This is a genomic window from Stenotrophomonas sp. YJH_SMC_25, from assembly GCF_059369595.1.
In genome coordinates, this window is the sequence record NZ_JCAFSV010000006.1 from 1 (window position 1) to 19,122 (window position 19,122).

Annotated in this window: 23 protein-coding genes; 6 read left to right on the plus strand and 17 right to left on the minus strand. The window is 67.3% G+C overall.

The features are described from left to right. Nucleotides 1-303: 303 nt before the first annotated feature. Entirely contained in the window at nt 304-516 is a 213-nt protein-coding gene (locus tag AC5P7E_RS09610) for a DUF4287 domain-containing protein (protein WP_043034209.1), read from the plus strand. Nucleotides 517-626: 110 nt separating this feature from the next. Beyond that, nucleotides 627-1,334: a YitT family protein gene (locus AC5P7E_RS09615; RefSeq protein ID WP_043034218.1), complete on the plus strand. Its 708-nt coding sequence runs from the start codon at nt 627-629 to the stop codon at nt 1,332-1,334. An 83-nt stretch (nt 1,335-1,417) separates the two neighbouring features. Here the strand turns inward: AC5P7E_RS09615 and AC5P7E_RS09620 are convergent, their stop codons facing one another. Further along, complete coding sequence (locus AC5P7E_RS09620; protein WP_114619170.1) at nt 1,418-1,963, minus strand: DNA-3-methyladenine glycosylase I; 546 nt, start codon at nt 1,961-1,963, stop codon at nt 1,418-1,420. Next, complete coding sequence (locus AC5P7E_RS09625) at nt 1,960-3,759, minus strand: DUF4153 domain-containing protein (RefSeq protein WP_111188983.1); 1,800 nt, start codon at nt 3,757-3,759, stop codon at nt 1,960-1,962. Before AC5P7E_RS09625 ends, AC5P7E_RS09620 begins: the two co-directional genes overlap by 4 nt. 91 nt (nt 3,760-3,850) lie before the next feature. Here AC5P7E_RS09625 and AC5P7E_RS09630 point away from each other — a divergent pair, with 91 nt between their 5' ends. The 4 genes from AC5P7E_RS09630 (at nt 3,851) to AC5P7E_RS09645 (ending at nt 6,565) form a co-directional block, all read left to right on the plus strand. Further along, on the plus strand, nt 3,851-4,417 hold the full coding sequence (locus tag AC5P7E_RS09630) for a YqgE/AlgH family protein (protein ID WP_495222839.1): 567 nt from the start codon (nt 3,851-3,853) through the stop codon (nt 4,415-4,417). Next, nucleotides 4,410-4,904: a Holliday junction resolvase RuvX gene (gene ruvX, locus AC5P7E_RS09635; RefSeq protein ID WP_005408378.1), complete on the plus strand. Its 495-nt coding sequence runs from the start codon at nt 4,410-4,412 to the stop codon at nt 4,902-4,904. The genes AC5P7E_RS09630 and ruvX overlap by 8 nt, the downstream gene beginning before the upstream one ends. Nucleotides 4,905-4,919: 15 nt before the next feature. Continuing rightward, nucleotides 4,920-5,870, plus strand: coding sequence for an aspartate carbamoyltransferase catalytic subunit (locus AC5P7E_RS09640; protein WP_005412492.1), 951 nt, complete (start codon nt 4,920-4,922; stop codon nt 5,868-5,870). Nucleotides 5,871-6,067: 197 nt separating this feature from the next. Next, nucleotides 6,068-6,565: an REP-associated tyrosine transposase gene (locus tag AC5P7E_RS09645; protein WP_114619171.1), complete on the plus strand. Its 498-nt coding sequence runs from the start codon at nt 6,068-6,070 to the stop codon at nt 6,563-6,565. 186 nt (nt 6,566-6,751) lie between these two features. Here AC5P7E_RS09645 and AC5P7E_RS09650 read toward each other — a convergent pair whose 3' ends face one another. The 15 genes from AC5P7E_RS09650 to AC5P7E_RS09720 form a co-directional block, all read right to left on the minus strand. Next, nucleotides 6,752-7,549 carry a carboxylesterase family protein gene (locus AC5P7E_RS09650; RefSeq protein ID WP_043034206.1) on the minus strand — a complete coding sequence of 266 codons (798 nt, stop codon included), beginning with the start codon at nt 7,547-7,549 and terminating at the stop codon, nt 6,752-6,754. 70 nt (nt 7,550-7,619) lie between these two features. Continuing rightward, a complete protein-coding gene (locus tag AC5P7E_RS09655; RefSeq protein ID WP_005412494.1) occupies nt 7,620-7,886 on the minus strand; it encodes a hypothetical protein in 267 nt (88 codons plus the stop codon). 62 nt (nt 7,887-7,948) lie between these two features. Next, on the minus strand, nt 7,949-9,310 hold the full coding sequence (gene mgtE, locus AC5P7E_RS09660; RefSeq protein WP_005408383.1) for a magnesium transporter: 1,362 nt from the start codon (nt 9,308-9,310) through the stop codon (nt 7,949-7,951). 227 nt (nt 9,311-9,537) lie between these two features. After that, nucleotides 9,538-11,307: a phosphoenolpyruvate--protein phosphotransferase gene (gene ptsP, locus AC5P7E_RS09665; protein WP_114619172.1), complete on the minus strand. Its 1,770-nt coding sequence runs from the start codon at nt 11,305-11,307 to the stop codon at nt 9,538-9,540. A 2-nt stretch (nt 11,308-11,309) separates the two neighbouring features. Beyond that, nucleotides 11,310-11,579 carry an HPr family phosphocarrier protein gene (locus AC5P7E_RS09670; RefSeq protein ID WP_005408385.1) on the minus strand — a complete coding sequence of 90 codons (270 nt, stop codon included), beginning with the start codon at nt 11,577-11,579 and terminating at the stop codon, nt 11,310-11,312. Beyond that, nucleotides 11,572-11,964, minus strand: coding sequence for a PTS sugar transporter subunit IIA (locus AC5P7E_RS09675; RefSeq protein WP_005408386.1), 393 nt, complete (start codon nt 11,962-11,964; stop codon nt 11,572-11,574). The genes AC5P7E_RS09670 and AC5P7E_RS09675 overlap by 8 nt, the downstream gene beginning before the upstream one ends. Nucleotides 11,965-12,455: 491 nt before the next feature. Continuing rightward, complete coding sequence (rapZ, locus tag AC5P7E_RS09680; RefSeq protein WP_005408387.1) at nt 12,456-13,340, minus strand: RNase adapter RapZ; 885 nt, start codon at nt 13,338-13,340, stop codon at nt 12,456-12,458. Nucleotides 13,341-13,367: 27 nt separating this feature from the next. Further along, complete coding sequence (gene hprK / locus AC5P7E_RS09685) at nt 13,368-14,318, minus strand: HPr(Ser) kinase/phosphatase (protein WP_099484778.1); 951 nt, start codon at nt 14,316-14,318, stop codon at nt 13,368-13,370. Beyond that, complete coding sequence (locus AC5P7E_RS09690; RefSeq protein WP_005408389.1) at nt 14,315-14,767, minus strand: PTS sugar transporter subunit IIA; 453 nt, start codon at nt 14,765-14,767, stop codon at nt 14,315-14,317. The genes hprK and AC5P7E_RS09690 overlap by 4 nt, the downstream gene beginning before the upstream one ends. A 21-nt stretch (nt 14,768-14,788) precedes the next feature. Continuing rightward, on the minus strand, nt 14,789-15,106 hold the full coding sequence (gene hpf, locus AC5P7E_RS09695; protein ID WP_004147311.1) for a ribosome hibernation-promoting factor, HPF/YfiA family: 318 nt from the start codon (nt 15,104-15,106) through the stop codon (nt 14,789-14,791). 58 nt (nt 15,107-15,164) lie between these two features. Continuing rightward, nucleotides 15,165-16,586, minus strand: coding sequence for an RNA polymerase factor sigma-54 (locus AC5P7E_RS09700; protein ID WP_012479344.1), 1,422 nt, complete (start codon nt 16,584-16,586; stop codon nt 15,165-15,167). Between the two features lie 39 nt (nt 16,587-16,625). Further along, nucleotides 16,626-17,345, minus strand: coding sequence for an LPS export ABC transporter ATP-binding protein (gene lptB, locus AC5P7E_RS09705; protein ID WP_005408391.1), 720 nt, complete (start codon nt 17,343-17,345; stop codon nt 16,626-16,628). Continuing rightward, a complete protein-coding gene (gene lptA / locus AC5P7E_RS09710) occupies nt 17,345-17,896 on the minus strand; it encodes a lipopolysaccharide transport periplasmic protein LptA (protein ID WP_005408392.1) in 552 nt (183 codons plus the stop codon). The genes lptB and lptA overlap by 1 nt, the downstream gene beginning before the upstream one ends. A gap of 103 nt (nt 17,897-17,999) precedes the next feature. Continuing rightward, entirely contained in the window at nt 18,000-18,575 is a 576-nt protein-coding gene (gene lptC, locus AC5P7E_RS09715) for an LPS export ABC transporter periplasmic protein LptC (protein ID WP_114619173.1), read from the minus strand. Then, nucleotides 18,572-19,120: a KdsC family phosphatase gene (locus tag AC5P7E_RS09720; protein WP_005408394.1), complete on the minus strand. Its 549-nt coding sequence runs from the start codon at nt 19,118-19,120 to the stop codon at nt 18,572-18,574. The genes lptC and AC5P7E_RS09720 overlap by 4 nt, the downstream gene beginning before the upstream one ends. Between the last annotated feature and the right edge of the window lie 2 nt (nt 19,121-19,122).

Sequence of the window (19,122 nt, forward strand, 5' to 3'; positions counted from 1 at the left end):
GATTCCGGCGTGGGCGCCAAGCTACATGGCGATCGTCGAGATCCAGGCTCGTACGGCGGCCCACGCCGGCTCTCGACACCTACGCTGACAGATTTTCATCAGATAAGGCTCGGTCGCCGCATCCATGCGGCTCACGCCCCCTCAACCGGACCCACCCCACCTTCGACAGTTTCCCGTGAGCTGTTGGAACGGCATTCTGCTTTGGTGGGTGCCGACCGTTGGTCGGCACTGGGTCGGACGTGTGGGTATGTCGATTTCTGCGTCTGTTGTTCGTCGAATGAATGACTTCAACGGGAGCTGCACATGAGCACTGACACCAAGCCGAAAGGCCCGGCCTCGTATTTCCCCTCCATCGAGAAGACCTACGGGCAGCCGGTGGCGCACTGGTTCGGGCTGCTGGCCGCGAAGAAGGGCCTGAAACACATGGAACTGGTCAGCTTCCTGAAAAGTGAGCATGGGCTGGGCCATGGCCATGCCAACGCGCTGGTGGCGCACCATCTGGCCGGCAAGGGTTGAGCAGCGGCGGGCCGGAGATCGGGCGGGGCGCATTCAGCTGAACGATTTCATCTGCAACTGTCATGCAGATCGTGTCTAATACCGCTCCCCACCTGCTGTTCCCCACCCGTATGTCCCTTCCCTCCCATGGCCCCGCGCCGTGCGACGACGCTGACGGCCACCTGGTCACCGCCGGTCCGCTGACCCCGCCGCCCGACAGCGCCGGCACCACCGCCGACGAAAAAGCGCTGCGCCACTCGATCGCCGAGGACGTGCAGGGCATGGTGCTGGCCACGATGGTGGCCTCGCTGGGCTTGGCCATCTTCGCCAAGGGCGGGCTGATGATCGGCGGCATGGCGGGCATGGCGTTCCTGCTGCACTACGCGATGGGCTGGAACTTCGGCCTGGTGTTCGTGCTGGTCAACCTGCCGTTCTACTGGGTGGCGCTGCGGCGCATGGGCTGGGAATTCACCCTGAAGACCTTCGCTGCGGTCACCGCCTGTGGCGTGCTGACCGACCTGCTGCCGCGCTGGATCGACTTCTCGCACATCCACCCGCTGTGTTCGGCGATCGTCGGCGGTGCGTTGTCCGGCCTGGGCATCCTGTTCTTCATCCGCCATCGTGCCAGTCTCGGCGGCATCGGCATCCTGGCGGTGTACCTGCAGCGCACGCGTGGCTGGAGCGCGGGCAAGGTGCAGATGTCCTACGACGCCTGCCTGATGGTGGCCGCGTTCTTCGTGTTGTCGCCGTCGAAGGTGATGTACTCGGCCATCGGCGCGGTGGTGCTCAGCCTGGTGCTGATGTTCAACCACCGCCCCGGCCGCTACATGGGCGTGTGACCGTTCAACGGGGTTGCCGGCCAGCGGCCGGCACTACCGGAACCCACGCGTGATGACGCCGGGCCATGCCCGGCGGATATCCATCAGCCAGGCGCGGCCTGCAACCACGGCGGCGACAGCGTCAGCAGCCGCGCATGCACCGGGCAGTCCTCGGCATGCGCACCGGGCAGGTAGCCCAGGCTCATCAGGAACTCGCCGGTGATCTCGCCGCCGGTGAAGCGGAAGGTCTTCTTGAACAGCTTCACCCAGTCAGCCTTGCTGCGCGGGTGGTGCGCATCCAGCCACGACGCGAAGCTGCCGTGGCTGGCCCGCAGCTGCTGGATCACCTGCGCGTTGTGGATGGCCGCCAGCACCTTCAGCCGGTTGCGGATGATGCCTGCGTCCGACAGCAGGCGCTCGATGTCCTGCTCGGCGTACGCCGCCACGCGGTCCACATCGAAGCCGTCATAGGCCGTGCGGAAGCCCTCGCGCTTCTTCAGGATCGTTTCCCAGCTCAGGCCGGCCTGGTTGATCTCCAGCACCAGCCGTTCGAACAGCTCGCGCTCGTCACGCTGCGGGAAGCCGTACTCGTTGGCGTGGTAGTAGTCGTGCACCGGATGGCCCGGGGCGATGAGGCAGTAGCCGCTCATGGGGAAGGCTCGTTGGATTCGGGTTCGGATTCGGATTCGGGATCGATGGCCAGCGCAGGGCGCCCGCCGATGGACAGCATCGGCCAGCGCGCTGGCACGAGCGTGAGTTCGCCATCACGCAGGGCCTGGTTGATCGCCTCGGCCTGGCCGCTGACGGTGCCGAACAGCGAACCGGCCCGGCGCCAGTGGGCATCCCTGCCACGTGCGTACAGCACGCAGTCCGGCCCACGGTGGGTGTACAGCTCGCACAGCAGCACTTCGCCAGTGCCATCGCCGTCCAGGTCGCGATGCACGATCAGGCAGTCGCGCTCGCTCTGGGCGCAGGATTCGCCATCGATCGCGCGCGTGGCCAGTGCCTGCCACCAATCGTCCGGTGGCGAGCTGGATCCCTTGGCCAGCTTCAACGCGCGCTGCAGGGCGACGACGTCCTGCGGCCCCTTGTCGAGGCGGTGGCCGTCATCCCAGCGCGAGGTACGTGCCAGCGCGGCAGCGATCACCTGTGGCGCGTTGGCATCGGCGGTGATGGCCGGATCACGCTGCAGCTCGCGCAGCGCCCGCACGCCGCGGTGACCAAGATCAAAGCGCAGCACGTTGACGTCACTGCTGGTGATCGCGGGCGGGTCCGCACGCAGGCGCGCCAGCTGGCTGGACAGAGTCAGCCGCACCGGGTCCAGCAGCGGCGAGTTGCCCAGCAATGCCAGTGCCAGCACCGCCCAGCACATCCAGCGGTTGACCGGCTCCAGCATCTGCAACCAGCGGCGCTGCCGGCGCAGCACCGCCAGCGCGTAGCCCGTGGCATAGCCGGCCACGGCCATTGCGACGAGTACCGCCCAGAACCGGTCCACGGTCCAGCCGTACTGCACTACGCGCAGTCCCAGTGCGTACAGCGCCAGTGCGGCGTAGACCGGCAGCGCCAGCAGGCTGGCTTCAACCAGCCGGCGCAGCAGCAGCGGGTAGGGGGCGCTGTCTTCCCCCTGCTGGTAGACCGCATTGGTGAACGTCACCAGCAGCAGCGACAGCACCAGCAGCAGGCCGGCGGCCGAGCGGGTCTTCCACAACGGTTCCAGCCCGGTAAGCGGCAGGCTCAGCACGAACAATACGGCGATGAACGAGAGCAGCGGCAACAGCCCACGGCAGATCGCGAACAGCACCTGGCGGGTGATCTGGATGGTGCGGTGCTGGGTGCGCCCGATCAGTACGCCGAACCCGGCCAGGCTGCCGGTGGCCAGTGCGATGAACGCGTCCTGCCGGAACAGGTCGCGGAAGACGGTCACGTCGAGCAGCTGGAACAGCGCCGACCACAGCCACAACAGCAGCCAGGTCAGCCCGGTGAACAGTGCCGCCAGGGCCAGGGTCAGACCATTCTGCCAGGCGCGCTCGAACAGCTCGGGGTAGCTGGCACGCCAGTGCCCGTGCTGCAGCTGGAACTGCCACCAGGGCAGGACCACGAACACCGCAACGGCCATGCCCAGGGTCAACGGAAGCTGCAACGCGCCCGATTCCAGTGCGGTCTCGCCATTGAGGTTCCAGCCGATCCAGGCGGCCAGCGCCAGCACCACCGTCGAGCCGAGCACGGCCTGCAGCCACAGGCGGCGCTGGCCCAGCTCCACCAGGCTCAGCGCCACAGCGCTGGGAATGGCCAGCACCCAGGCGTACCAGCAGTAGCGCCAGCCGATATCGCGGAAGGGCCACGCGTCGGACAGTTCCTGCGCGGCATACAGCATCAGGCCCTGCAGCAGGGCAAGCAGGACGATGGCGCTGCGTGCCGGCAGGGTCAGGGGCGTTGAAGACTGCATCGATGACCTTCCATGGCAAAGCACCATCCTAGCCCATCGCTGTTCGACGCCATCGCGCGACCATCCCGCCCCCAGCAGGTAGAATAGGACCATGCCTGTAACGCCGACCTCCCTTGCCGATCACCTGCTCGTCGCGCTGCCGTCGCTGCTCGACGCGACCTTCGCCCGCAGCGTCGCGCTGATCTGCCAGCACGACGAGAACGGGGCGATGGGCGTGCTGGTCAACCAGCCTTCCGAGTACACGCTGGGTGAAGTGCTTGCACAGATGGACATCACCACCGGTGATGGCGACCTGCAGGCGCGCATGGTGCTCAACGGCGGCCCGGTGCATCCCGAGCGCGGCTTCGTCATCCATGACGACGCGCGGGCGTGGGATTCCAGCCTGACCGTGGGCGACGGCCTGTACCTGACCACCTCGCGCGACATCCTCGAAGCGATGGCGCGCGGCGAAGGCCCGGCCAATGCCGTGGTCACCCTCGGCTGTGCCGGTTGGGGCGCAGGGCAGCTGGAAAGCGAGCTGTCCGAGAACAGCTGGCTGACCGTGCCGGCCGATGCCGAGCTGTTGTTCCAGCTGCCGCTGGAGCAGCGCTGGCAGGGTGCGGCCTCGCGCATCGGCGTGGACCTGTTCCGGCTGACCGACTACAGCGGCCATGTCTGAGCCCATCACGCCCGCGCCGGATTCTGCTGCCCCGGCGATCCGCCGTGACGGCACCGTTCTGGGTTTCGATGTCGGCTCGCGACGGATCGGCGTGGCCATCGGCAGTGCCTTCGCAGCGCATGCGCGCGCGGTGGCCGTGGTCGATGTGCACGGCAACGGCCCGGACTGGACCGCGATCGAACGCCTGCTCAAGGAATGGAAGCCCGACGGCCTGGTGGTCGGCGACCCGCTGACCCTGGACGGCCAGGACCAGCCCAACCGCAAGCGCGCGCAGGGCTTCGCCCGCCAGCTGCGGGAGCGCTTCAAGCTGCCGGTGGTGATGATCGACGAGCGTTCCAGCTCGGTCGAGGCCGCACGCCGCTTCGCCGTCGAGCGCGCCGAAGGGCGCAAGCGCCGCCGTGATGCAGCTGCCCTCGATGCCGTCGCCGCAGCGGTGATCATCGATCGCTGGCTGTCGTCGCCGGACGACGCCACCCCCATTCCCTGACTGCCCGACACCGCCATGACCGCCCAGCAAATCGATGCCTCCGGACGCCTGCGCCACCTGCTGACCCTGGAGGGCCTGCCGCGCGAAACGCTGCTTCAGCTGCTCGACCGCGCAGGGCAGATCCGCGATGCCGCAGTCGGCCGCGTCGGCAACAAGCGCCAGGTGCTGGCCGGTTCGGCGGTGTGCACGCTGTTCTTCGAACCGTCCACGCGCACCCGCAGTTCGTTCCAGCTGGCCGCGCAGCGGCTGGGGGCGGACGTGCTGAATTTCGACGCCTCGACCTCCTCTACCCGCAAGGGTGAGACCGCCTGCGACACGCTTCGCAACCTGGAAGCGATGGGCGTGCGCGGCTTCGTGGTGCGCCACCCCGATGACGGCGCCGTGGCCGCACTGGCCGATGCGGCAGGCGAGGGCACCGCGCTGATCAATGCCGGTGACGGCCGCAGTTCGCACCCGACCCAGGGCCTGCTGGACATGCTGACCCTGCGCCAGGCCAAGGGCCCGGATTTCTCGAAGCTGAAAGTCGTGATCGTCGGCGACGTGAAGCACTCGCGCGTGGCCCGCACCGACCTGCATGCGCTGCGCACGCTGGGCGTGGGCGAGATCCGCGTGTGTGGCCCGCAGTCGCTGCTGCCGGACGACGAGACCCTGAAGGGCTGCGTGGTCGGCGATGATTTCGACGCGATGCTGGAAGGCGTCGATGCGCTGATGATGCTGCGCCTGCAGCGCGAGCGCATGGAAGAAGGCCTGGTGCCGTCGCTGGAGCAGTACCACGCGCAGTACGGCCTGACCAACGAACGCCTGGCGCGCGCGGGCAAGGATGCCGCGGTGCTGCACCCGGGCCCGATCAACCGCGGCGTGGAAGTGACCGACGAGGTGGCCGACGGCCCGCAGTCGTGGGTGCTGCGCCAGGTCGCCAACGGCGTCGCCGTGCGCATGGCCGTGCTGGAAACCCTGCTGGGCTGACCTGCCCTGGTGGGTGCCGACCGTTGGTCGGCACGGTTGATCTGTCCTTATCCGATCCGGTGGGTGCCGACCGTTGGTCGGCACTGAACCGTCAGTGCGGTGAAGTGCGGGCCTAGCCATTGAATGGTTCCGGGCCTACCTGTACTGACGTGATTGCCCGATAGAACCGGAGTAGCGGCAGGCGCACGCTTGGGCCCATGAGCCGCGCACGCCTACGCCTACGCCTTGGCCGCCATTCCCGGATCGGACAATCCTACATCCTGACCACCGTCATCCAGGAGCGTCGACGCTACTTCGATGATGCCACTGCGGCACAGGAGGTGATGGATGTGTTCCGTCGCATTGATGCTGAGGGCCTGACGCACTCACTTGCCTATGTGGTCATGCCGGACCACATCCATTGGCTTGTGGAGATCCGTGCGTTCTCGCTGGACTACATCATGCAACGCTTCAAATCGAGCAGTGCATTGCGGATCAACCGCATGCTGGGTAGGACAGGACCATTCTGGCAATCGAGCTATCACGATCACGCCATTCGTTCTGAAGAATCACTGTTTCGCCATGCGATGTACATCGTCGCCAACCCGGTCAGGGCGAACTTGGCGAGCTGCGTGGGAGAGTATCCGTATGCCTGGTGCCGATGGGAGATCGATGAGAGGTACCAGGCAATGGATTACCCCGAAGCGGAGAGGTAGTGCCGACCAACGGTCGGCACCCACCCATACCCAAGCCGACCAACGGTCGGCACCCACCCATACCCAAGCCGACCAACGGTCGGCACCCACCCATACCCAAGCCGACCAACGGTCGGCACCCACCAATACCCAAGCCGACCAACGGTAGGCATCCACCAACAGGTGTTTCCCAGCAGAAGCTGCGCTTCAGCGCTTCTGCGCGAACAGCCATTCCCACATTGCCGGGTCGGCGTAGGTGGCGTCCCAGGCATTGTGGTTGCCTTCCGGGTATTCGGTGTAGCGCACGTCGCGTGCGGCGGCGCGCTGGAATGCGGCATGCAGTCTGCGGTCGTCGTCCGGCGGCACCACGTCATCCAGTGCGCCGTGGAAGATCCAGATCGGCGTGTGCTGCAGGCGCTGGGCAATCACCGCGTACGGGTCCGCTTCGTGCGCGACCTGCTCGACGAACAGGGTCGGGCGTACCGCACGCGGGGCGAGCACCGCGCCGCACACGGGGACGATCGCGGCAAAGCGGCGTGGGTCATCCAATGCGATGTTCCAGCTGCCATAGCCGCCCATCGACATGCCGGTCAGGTATTGCCGCGCCGGGTCGGCGCCGAATTCGGCGATCGTCGCGTCCAGCGCGGCCACTGCCGCACGGTTGTTGCGGCCGCTCCATTCCTCGTGGCCCGGCACCTGTGGGAACACCACCAGGGCGGGGAAATCGGGATGCGCGCGCAGGTAAGGCCCCAGCCCGGCGTGGGTCTGCTTGACGCCATCGGCGCCGCGCTCGCCCGAGCCGTGCAGGAACAGGACGACCGGAAGGTGGGTGGGAGCGGCGGCCGGCACGCCGGCCGGAATGAACACCTGGTAGTAAGCCGTTTGCCCGTCCACCTTCACCGCACGTGCTTCGAAGCGGCCACGCGCGCTGTCCGGCAGCGAAGTGCAACCGCTCATCATCAGAAGGGCCAGCAGTGGCAGCCAGCGCGACAGCAAACGGACCATGGGATTTTCCGAAGCGGCGAGATCGCCTGCATCGTAGTCCGCCGACGTCGGCCCGGCATCGTGCGCCGCGTCACTGCGGGCGCGGGAAGCTGGCGATGATCTCCAACTGCTCCTGTGCCTCGGCATTGCCTTCGGCGGCGGCGGCCTGCACCTGCGCAATGTCCGGGTGCAGGACCACCAGCAGTGGGTTCTCGCAGACCGGGCAGTCGTACTCGGTGGCGTCCTCGTCCAGCTCCATCTCCATGGCACGCGAGCTGCCCTTCCATTCGCAGGCCGGGCAGGTGTGCTGCTGGTCGCGCCAGCCGGGCTGGAAGTAGTTTTCGATTGTCGTTGCCATGGGGGGATCCAGTTGGGATCGGGTCAGAGCGCCGCGCAGCGGGGATCCGACCGTCGAGATGGTCAGTGCAGGAGCACCAGGGTGGCCAGGCCGAGGAAGGTGAAGAAGCCCATCGAATCGGTCACGGCGGTCAGGAAGATGCCGCTGGCCAGCGCCGGGTCGAAGCCGAAGCGTTTCAGCGTCAACGGCACCAGCACGCCGGCCAACGCAGCAAACAACAGGTTGCAGGTCAACGCGATGGCGATCACTGCCGACAACCCGGGCGAGTGGAACCAGGCGAGCACGATCAGGCCCAGCACCGAACCCAGCATCACGCCGTTCAACAGCGCGACCCGAACTTCCTTCCACAGCAGGGTGCGGGCGTTGGAGGCGCCCACCTGGCCCAGCGCCAGGCCGCGCACCATCAGTGCCAGCACCTGGGTACCGGCGTTGCCGCCGAGGCCGGCGACGATCGGCATCAGCACCGCCAGCGCCACCAGTTTGTCGATGGTGCCTTCGAAGTGGCCGACCACGCTGGAGGCCAGGAAGGCCGTGCACAGGTTCACCGACAGCCACATCAGGCGGCGGCGCATCGCGCGCCAGACCGGGCTGAACAGATCTTCGTCCTCGTCCAGACCGGCGGCGCCCAGCGCCTGGTGCTCGGCCTGGCCGCGGATGATGTCGACCACGTCATCGATGGTGATGCGACCGATCAGGATGTTGTTGTCATCCACCACTGGCGCGGAGATCCAGTCATGGTCGGAGAACTGGCGGGCGACTTCCTGGTCGCTCTCGCCGACGTCGATGGCTGGCTGCTCGTCGTCGATCAGGCGATTGATCGGGGTGGTGTCCTCGTGGGTCACCAGTGCCGCCAGCGACACGCGGCCGAGGTACTGATGGCGGCGGCTGACCACGAACAGGTGGTCGGTGTGGTCGGGCAGTTCACCGCGCAGGCGAAGGTAGCGCAGCACGACGTCGACATTGACGTCGGCGCGCACGGTCACCACGTCCGGATTCATCAGGCGACCGGCGCTGTCCTCGGGATAGGACAGGACCTGTTCCAGGCGCTCGCGGTTCTCGCGGTCCATCGACTTGAGGACTTCGTCGATGACCGTGTCCGGCAGGTCTTCGACCAGGTCGGCCAGATCGTCGATGTCCAGGTCTTCGACCGCGGCGATGATCTCGTCCGGGTCCATGTCCGCGAGCAGGCTTTCGCGCACGTCGTCGCCGACGTGGACCAGCACCTCGCCGTCGTCTTCCGGATCAACCAGTCCCCACACCACCTCGCGCTTGCCCGGCGGCAACGATTCGAGCAGGTTGCCGATCTCGGCCGGGGCCAGGGTGTTGACCAGGCGACGCACCGGGCCCAGCCGGCCGCTGTCCAGTGCATCGGACAGCATCCGCAGTTGGCGCGCAGTCTTGTCGTGGCGTACAGCTTCAGCCATCGCAGCTCCCGCGGGGATAAGAAAAGCCGCGATCCCGGCAAGGATGCGGCAACAGGGGTGTTCAGCGCGTCATTATCGCAAGGCGATGTTTCAACGCATAGCCGCCGGGTGGCGGGAGTGCCGGCCGCTGGCCGGCAACGTCTTGACCTTCAACGGGCGGGGTCAGATCCCTTTTCCCGCGGAAAAGGATCTGACCCCAGGCGTGCATGCCCGGCGAGCGGGGGGTATCAGGTCGTTTCGGCCACCAGTGCCAGCCAGCGTTCGATCGCGCGGCGGTCGCGCGCGGCCAGCAGCTTCGGTGCGCGCGCGCGCAGCATGGCCAGGTCGGCCTCGCGGACCGCGCGGCGTACTTCCAGCAGCGTGCCCGGGTGCAGGCTGAACTCGGTCAGGCCCAGTGCCAGCAACAGCGGGGTCATCCGCGCATCGCCGGCCATCTCGCCACAGACCGCCACCGGGATGCGGTGGCGCGCGCCGGTCTCGATCACCATCTGCAGCAGCCGCAGCACCGCCGGGTGCAACGGCGAATACAGCTCGCCCAGTGCTTCATTGTTGCGGTCGGCCGCCAGCAGGTACTGCACCAGGTCGTTGGTGCCGATCGACAGGAAATCGACCAGGTCGATGAAGCTTTCCAGCGCCAGCGCCGCAGCAGGGACTTCGATCATCGCGCCCAGTGGCACGTGGTCGGACACCATGTGGCCTTCGCCGCGCAGCTGTTCGGTCAGCTTGAGCATGCGGCGGCGCACCGCCAGCAGTTCCTCCCGGGTGCTGACCATCGGCACCAGCACCCGCAGCTTGCCGTAGGCCGAGGCGCGCAGGATCGCGCGCAGCTGGGTGTCGGCTACCTTCGGCCGTGCCAGCGACAGGCGTACGCCGCGAAGGCCGAGCGCCGGGTTTTCTTCGTTGCTCAGGGTCAGGCCGGTGCGGTCGGCCTTGTCCGCGCCCAGATCGAGGGTGCGGATGGTCACCGGTCGCCCGCTCATGCCCAGTGCCGCATCGCGGTAGGTCTGGAACTGTTCTTCTTCATCCGGCAGCTCGTTGCGCTGCAGGAACAGGAATTCGGTGCGGTACAGGCCCAGGCCGTGGGCGCCCAGCGCATGCGCCTGGGTCACGTCCTCCAGCGACTCGGCATTGGCCAGCAGGGCAATGTCGACCTGGTCGCGGGTGCGGCTGGGCTTGCTGCGCAGGCGGCCGAGCTCGCGCTGTTCGCGCGCGTGTTCCTTCAGTCGTGCGCGGTAGTCGCGCAGATTGTCGGCCTGTGGATTGGCGGTGATGCTGCCGTCGGCGCCGTCGATGATCAGCACGTCGCCATCGGCGATGCGGCTGAGCAGCTGCGGCACGTTGACGATCAAGGGCAGGTGCAGGCTGCGCGCAAGGATCGCGCTGTGCGAGAGCGCGCTGCCGGCGGCGGTGACGATGCCGACCACGCCTTGCGCCTGCAGCTGTGCCAGTTCGGAGGGCGCGATGTTGTCGCAGACCAGGATCTCGCCGGCCAGGCCTTTCACCGCTGGCGGGCGTTCGGGCTGCAGGAAGGCATGGATGCGGCCGATCACATGGTCGAGGTCGTCCATGCGGCTCTTCAGGTAAGCATCGTCCATGCCGTCGAAGACCTTGGCCAGGCGGTCGCGCTGCAGGCGCAACGCATAGCCGGCGCTGTACGGTCCGCTGCGGATCAGTTCGTCCAGCCCATACAGCAGCTCGGGATCGTCCAGCAGCAGCGCATGCAGGTCGAGGAACTCACCCACTTCCTGGTTCAGCGCTCCATGCAGGCGCTGGCGCAGCTCGTGCATCTCCGAGCGCGCGGCGTCCACCGCGCGATGCAGGCACGCCAGCTCGGCCTCGACCTGGTGGGCGGCAACGCGCTGCTCGGCCACTTCCAGTGCATGCGGCAGGCGCACGCGGGCGCGGCCCATTGCCGTGCCGCGGGCGGCACCATGCCCGGCCAGCAGCAGTACCGGCCGCTGGCCGGAAGGGGGTTGGCCGGCGCGTGCGCGTGGCACGCTCAGCTGTCCTCGTCGAAACGGCGTTCGAACAGGCCGACCACCGCCTCCATCGCGGCGGCTTCGTCCTCGCCGTTGATCCGCACGGTGACGGGGGTGCCCTGGCCGGCGGCCAGCAGCATCACGCCCATGATGCTCTTGGCGTTGATCTCACGGCCTTTGGCGGCCATGGTCACGTTGCAGCGGAACGGCGCCAGGGTCTGCACCAGCTTGGCGGTGGCCCGGGCATGCAGGCCCAGGCGGTTGCTCACGGTGAGTTCTCGTTCAAGCATCGTCGACTATCGCTCCATTACGGGTACCCGCCGCGGCTGTGGCGGGCAGTTGATCCAGTCCCTGTTCCGGATAATTCATCACCCGCAGCAACATCGGCAGGCTCAGCGCCGACACCCGGCGAACCGGGGTCCCCAGCCGGGCCAGCTGCCCGGCGAGGTTGGCAGGGCTGGCGCCGTACAGGTCGGTCAGGATCAGCACACCATCACCCCCGTCAACCCGCCGCAGGGCGGCCGAGGCGAGCGGGAGCAGGGCGTCCAGGTCTGCGTCGAACGGTACTTCGAAAGCTTCGGTTTTCAGCGGCAACTGCCGCAGGAGCCGGGTCGCCACGTCAAGCAGGGCGGTCCCGACCCCGGGATGTGTTACGAGGAGAATGCCACAGGTCATTACTGCACGTTAACAGGTCAAGGTGAATTGGCGATAGCAGCAGGAGAGGGGCACTGTGTCCCGTATTCAGCGTTGCTCCCAGGGGAGGCCTTTTCCGTTGAGAAAGAGATCCGACCCCATCCGTTTTTCGATGCCTGACAGCGATTCATCCACGCATGGCGTGGATCCATCGTGTCGACCAGGGTCGACACCCCCCAACAGCGGCAGAAATCTGTCAGAGGTGGGGCGGTGTGGGTCTGCAGGACCGTTGGCGCCATGGATGGCGCCATCGAGCCCCCAGGGGTGAGGGCGCTTTGCTTGCGAAGCACTGCTTCGCAAGCGCCCGAACGCCCAGCCGCCAGCGGCTGGGCCGGACCGCGGAGCGGGGTTCACGGCGTGTCCTGCAGACCCACACCGCCCCGCCATCCCACGGAATGCCGCATCTGCTGTTGCTGTTGCCGGCCAGCGGCCGGCACTATCGGCGGGTGCCGGGCGCAGCCCGGCCGACCCCCTCAATCCTGTTCGCGGTGGTACGTCGCCACGTCTTCCCAGCCCATCTCGCGGGCATGCCGGGCCAGGCGCTCGGCCAGGAACACTGACCGGTGCTTGCCGCCGGTGCAGCCGAACGCCACGGTCACATAGCTGCGGGTGCCATCACTCAGCTTCGGCAGCCAGGTATCGAGGAAGTCCATCAGCTGGGCCAGGTAGCGCTGCACGTCCGGCTGCGCTTCCAGGTAGTCGCGTACACCCGGTTCGCGACCGCTGAGCGCGCGCAGGTCCGGGTCCCAGTGCGGATTGGGCAGCACCCGCGCATCGAACACGAAGTCCGCCTCGGCCGGCACGCCGCGCTTGTAGGCGAACGATTCGAACAGCAGCGACAGGCCGGTGGCATGGTCCATCGTGAACTCGGTGATGATCCGCCGCCGCAGCTGATGCACGTTGAGGCTGCTGGTGTCGATCACCGCATCGGCCTCGCGGCGCAGCGGTGCGGTCAACTCGCGTTCGCGGGCGATGGCTTCAGGCAGCGACAGGCCCAGCTGGCTCAGCGGATGGCGGCGACGGGTGTCGGCGTAGCGCTTGAGCACGGCCTCGTCGCTGGCCTCGAAGAACAGCACCTTCACGTCCACGCCGGCGTCGGCCGCCAGCTGCCGCCAGTCGCCCAGCTGGCTCAGGTCGGCCTGGCCGCGAACGTCGATGCCTACGGCCAGACGCCGTGGTGCGCTGCCGTCGTGGTTGGTCAGCAGGCTGCGCACGAAGTCGGGGAGCAGATTGATCGGCAGGTTGTCCGAGCAGTAGTAATCCTGGTCCTCGAAGGTCTTCAGGGCGACGGATTTACCCGAGCCGGACAGGCCGCTGACGATGATCAGGGTCGGGGCGGAGGGGGTGACGGTGCTCATGGACAGGCTCTTCGAAGGGCAGGGAAATCAGGGTGTTCGCCGTTCCAGCAGGTTGCTGTGACGGGCAATGAACATGGCTGCCGGGTCGATGCCCTTGGTGCGCAGGATGTGCAGGCGGGTGGCCGCCTCGGTCAGCACGGCCAGGTTGCGGCCGGGCATCACCGGCAGGGTGATCAGCGGTACGTCCAGGTCCAGCACATGGCGGGTGCCCGAATCGCCGGTCAGGCGCTCGTAGCCATGCGGGGTGGGTTCGGTCATCGGCTTGGTCAAGTGGACGATCAGCCGAAGGTACTTGTTCTTCTTTACAGCCGTGTCGCCGAACATCTCGCGCACGTTCAACACGCCCAGGCCGCGCACCTCCAGCAGGTCCTGCAGCAGCTCCGGGCAGGTGCCATCGAGTACATCGGGCGCGATCTGGGTGAATTCGGGGGCATCGTCGGCCACCAGGCGATGGCCACGGCTGAGCAGTTCCAGCGCCAGTTCGCTCTTGCCGGATCCCGCTTCGCCGGTGATCAGCACGCCGATGGAATAGATCTCCATGAACACGCCATGCAGGATCACCCGCGGCGCCAGCGTCCGCGCGAGGTGGTAGGACAGGTGGTTGAGCAGTTCGTGGCCGCGCTTGGGCGACAGCCACAATGGCGTGCCGGATTCGTCCGCGGCAGCGCGCAGGTCTTCCGGGCAGGCCTGGTTGCGGGTCAGCACCAGCGCCAGCGGGTGCGACTGCATGATCTTTTCGATGGTCTCCCAACGCTGGCGCGGTTCCAGCGCATCCAGCCAGGACAGTTCCTCGGTGCCCAGGATCTGCACCTTGTTGGGATAGATGGCATTGAGGTAGCCGGCCAGCGAGGGGCGCCGCGAGACCGTGTTGCCGGCCTCCAGCTCGCGCTGCTCGCCGGACTTGCCGGCAGCCCAGCGCAGTCCCAGCCGCTCGCGCTGCTGTTCGAACAGTTCACGGGCGGTGATGCTGGTATTCATGCGGCACTCGCAGGTGGGGTCATGTCCAGCGCCTCGCGCAGCGCCCGGGCATCGCCCGCTTCGCGCAGGGCCTGGCGGATGTCCGGCGCCGAGAACAGCTCGGCCAGCTCGGACAGCAGCATCAGGTGCTGGTGGGTGTAGTGGGCGGGGACGGCCATCGCGAACACCAGGTCCACCGGCTCCTCGCCACCGAAATCGACCGGGGTGGCCAACCGCAGCAGGGCGCCGCGGGGGCGGTCCAGGGTTGGCGCGCGGCCGTGGGGAATGGCGATGCCGTGGCCGATGGCCGTGCTGCCCAGCGCTTCGCGCTGGCACAGGTTCAGATAGATCTGTTCGGCGTTGGCCTGGCGGCAGGCCAGCAACCCGGCGGCGGCCTGCAGGACGCTGTCACGGTCGGTGGCCGTGCAGAGCTGGGTCTGCACGGCCGCCAGGAGGTCAGTCAGGGGCATGTCTGCGGGGAACGGTGGCGATCAGCCACCATTGTCGCCCACCGGCAGCGGTGCGTGCTGCTGTTTTTTCTCCTTGTGCTTGATCACCAGACGGTCAAGCTTGTCCGCAAGCAGGTCGATCGCGGCATACATCGTCTGGGCATTGGCCTCGGCGTGCAGGGTCTGGCCGGGAATGTTGAGGCTGGCGTCGACGTGGTGTTCGGTCTTCTGCAGCTTGAGGGTCACCCGCGCTTCGCAGTGCTGGTCGAAGTGCTTTCCGATCCGGGCCAGCTTCTCCTCAACATAGGACTGCAGGGCCGGGGTGACTTCGACATCTTTGCCAAACGTTTCGATGCGCATCGGGTTTCTCCTGTGTTCGGATGTGCCAATGAACCTCTCCGCCGGGCGCGGCGGCGCGTCAAGCGATTCTGACCCTTTCGTGCGAGGCGGAAATGTTCATGGCTTCACGATACTTCGCCACGGTGCGTCGCGCTACTGGAATTCCCGACGATTTGAGCAGGTCAGCCAGCTTGGCGTCAGAAAGCGGCTTGCGCGGGTTCTCGTCGTCGATCAGGCGCCGGATCATCGCCTGGATGGCGGTGCTGGACGCCTCGCCACCGCTCTCGGTATCGATGCCCGAAGCGAAGAAGGCGCGCAGCGGCAGGGTGCCTCGCGGGGTACGCACGTGCTTGCGGGCGATCGCGCGCGAGACCGTGGATTCGTGCAGGCCGAGCTCGGCGGCGATCTCGCGCAGGGTCAGTGGACGCAGCGCCTGCTCGCCGAATTCGAGGAAGCCGGCCTGCTGCAGGATCAGGCTGCGCACGACGCGCAGCAGGGTGTCACCACGCTGCTGCAGCCCTTTCAGCAGCCAGCGCGCTTCCTGCAGCTGGGCACGCAGGTAGCCGGCATCGGCGTCGCCACAACGTCGGATCAGCTGTTCGTAGCCACGGTGGATCACCACCTTCGGCCCGGCATGCGCGGCCAGCGCTGCGCGCCATACGCCGTTCTGCCGCCACACCACCACGTCCGGCACCACGTAGGTGTCCTGCGACAGCGGCGCGATCTGCGTGCCCGGGCGCGGGTCCAGCGAGCGCAGCAGCGCCACGGCAGTCTCGACCTCGTCCAGCGGCAGCTTCAACTCATGGGCGAGCCCGGCGACGCCGCTGCGCGGCAAACGTTCCAAGGGTCCTGCGGCAATCTGTCGTGCCAGGAGCAGGCCGGGCGTGTCGCCGGCCAGCACATCCAGCTGCAGCAGCAGGCATTCGCCCAGCGTGCGTGCAGCCACACCCACCGGATCGAAGCGCTGGATGCGATGCAGCACGGCGAGGATCTCGTCCTCGTCGGCGTGGATCGCCGGCAACAGGGTTTCAGCGATGGTGGCCAGCGGCTCGCGCAGGTAACCATCGTCGTCCAGTGCATCGATCAGCGCGGCACCGATGCTGCGATCACGCGAGGACAGATGCGACAGATGCAACTGCCACAGCAGATGGTCGGCCAGTGTTTCGGTTTCGGCTACGCGCTCGGCAGCGCTGCCGTTGTCGTCGTCATCATCGAAGCTGCCACCGCTGCCGGTCGTCGTCCAGTCCAGTTCGGTCGGCGCCCAGTCGTCGCCCTCATCGCTGCGCTCTGCAGGCGCTTCGTTGTCGTTGCCATCGCTGCCTTCGTTGGCGGCGCTGCTGTCGTTGCTGTCGGCCCAGTCCAGCAGTGGGTTGCTTTCCACTGCCTGCGCGATCTCCAGCTCCAGTTCGGTGGCCGACATCTGCAGCAGCTTGATCGCCTGCTGCAACTGGGGCGTGAGCACCAGTTGCTGTCCCAACGATGTCTGCAGCCGAGTCTTCATGCCTGTGCCGAAAGGAAGGAAAGGGACCCGGCGACTGCTTCACAGCTTGAAGGAATCCCCGAGGTAGACGCGACGTACATCGGCGTTGTCCAGGATCGCCTCCGGCGAACCCTGGGCCAGCACGCTGCCCTCGGCGAGGATATACGCGCGGTCGCAGATACCCAAGGTCTCGCGCACGTTGTGGTCGGTGATCAGCACGCCGATGCCACGCTGCTTGAGGTGGGTGACGATGCGCTGGATCTCGCCGACCGAAATCGGGTCGACACCGGCGAACGGTTCGTCGAGCAGGATCAGGCGCGGTTGTGCGGCCAGTGCGCGGGCGATCTCGCAGCGGCGGCGTTCGCCACCGGACAGGCTGGCGCCGAGCTGGTCGGCGACATGGCCCAGCTGCAGTTCGTCTAGCAGGCCGTTCAATTCGCGCTCGCGGCCGGCCGAGTCCAGGTCCTCGCGCAGTTCCAGCACCAGGCGGATGTTGTCGGCCACGGTAAGCTTGCGGAACACCGACGGTTCCTGCGGCAGGTAGCCCACCCCCTGCTTGGCGCGGGTGTACATCGGGTCGCCGGTGATGTCCTTGCCGTCGAGCACGATGCTGCCGGCATCGGCGGCCACCAGACCGACGATCATGTAGAAACAGGTGGTCTTGCCGGCACCGTTGGGGCCGAGCAGGCCGACCACTTCACCCGCATCGAGGGTCAGGCCGAAGTCCTTGACCACTTCGCGCTGCTTGTACTTTTTGCGCAGGCCCTTGGCGACGAGCATTACTTCCTGCTCCCGGCCGGCTGTGCCGGCGTGGTGGCCTTGGGCTGTGCCGCAGGCGCGGCCGGGGTCTTGTTCTTCGGCGGGATGACGGTACGCACGCGGCTGCCGTCACCACCGGAGTTCATCTCGCCGGTGCGGGTGTTGTAGACCATGCGCTGGCCGGCATTGGTGCCGCGCGCGCTGGTGACCTTGTAGTTGCCGGTCAGGGTGATGATCTCGGTCTTGATGTCGTAGTCGATGCGATCAGCCAGCGCATCCATCCAGGTGCCGTCATCAAGCTGCTGCTTCATCTTGGCCTGCTTGCCGGTGAACACCACGCGCACGGCCTCGCCGTCCTTGAGGTAGATCTCGGCCTCGGACGAACGCAGGTCCAGCGTGCCCTGGGTGATGATCACGCCCTGCGACAGCACGGTCTTGCCGTCGCCGGTGAGCATGCCGGACTGGGCGCCGGAATCGATGTGCATGTCTTCGTTGCGGTCGGTGGACTTGGCGAAGGCAGCGCTGGGGACAAGAAGACCGAGCGCGAGTACGGCGGCAAAGGGAATCTTCATCGGGGTCCGTTCTACCGGTGGGGGCCTGCCGGGCGGGCCGGGGGCGGAGGGTGGGGCTGTCGGCCCTGCGCCTGTCCGGAGACGTCGCGGGCTGGCGGCGGAATCAGCGTCTGGGCGTGTAACGGCCCTTGGACTGGCTGAGGAAATGATACGTGTTGTTCTTCGAATCCACTTCGAAGCCGACGCCGGACTGTTCCATGCCCGGGCGGGTCATGGTCACCAGGGCGTCGGTACGGGCGCGGTTCTCCTTCGGGAACACGTCCAGGTGGTCGGTGCGGAAGGTGGTCGGCACCACGCCCGGGCCCGCCGGGCTGTCGCCGGCAACCTTGCCGCGCAGCTTCATCTCGTCGCCCTTGGCGCTGAGCCAGCCGGTCTCGGCACGCAGCGTCCAGTGCTTGCCATCCTTGTCCGGCATCTCGAACAGCGGGGTGGCGATGTTGATGGTCTGGTCGCCGCGCTGGCGCTCCAGCCGCGGTGCGCGCAGGGTGGTCGATTCCTTGCCGTGCTCATCCAGGGCAACGATCTGGAAGTCATGGAGGATGTAATCCACGCCGACTTCCTGGCCCCCCGTGGCTGGACCCTTGTCGCGGTTGCGCAGCGCCGCCCAGCTGCTCAGCAGGGCGGCCAGCAGCAGGCTGATGCCGAGCACGGTGCGCCAGTTCAAGGTGGGCAGGTTCATGCGCCAAACCTCGCCAGCACCGCATCCGCGCGGCCCTGGGCGGCCAGCAGGATGTCGCACAGCTCGCGCGCGGCGCCACGGCCACCCTCGGCGCGGGTCTGCCAATGCACGCGTTCGGCGATCCACGGATGGGCATTGGCCGGGGCCACCGCAAGGCCGACCGCACCCAGCGGCGCCAGATCGGGCAGGTCATCGCCCATGAACGCCACCTGTTCCAGGCCGATCCCGTGCTGCGCACACAGCGCCTGCACGCTGGCCAGCTTGTCGCCCACGGCGATCTGGGTGTCGATGCCGAGGTCGGCGCCGCGCTTGAGCGCGGACTGGCTGTTGCGCGCGGTGATCAGCACGGGGTGGATACCGTGCTGCTGCAGCAGTTTCAGGCCCAGGCCATCCTGCACGAAGTACGCCTTGCTCTCGTTGCCGTCCTTGTCGTAGTACAGCCGACCGTCGGTGAGGGTGCCGTCCACGTCGAAGCAGGCTAGGCGGATCTGGGCCGCAGCGGCATGCAGGTGGGCGGGGAAGGCGGGCAGGGGGGACCAGGGCATCA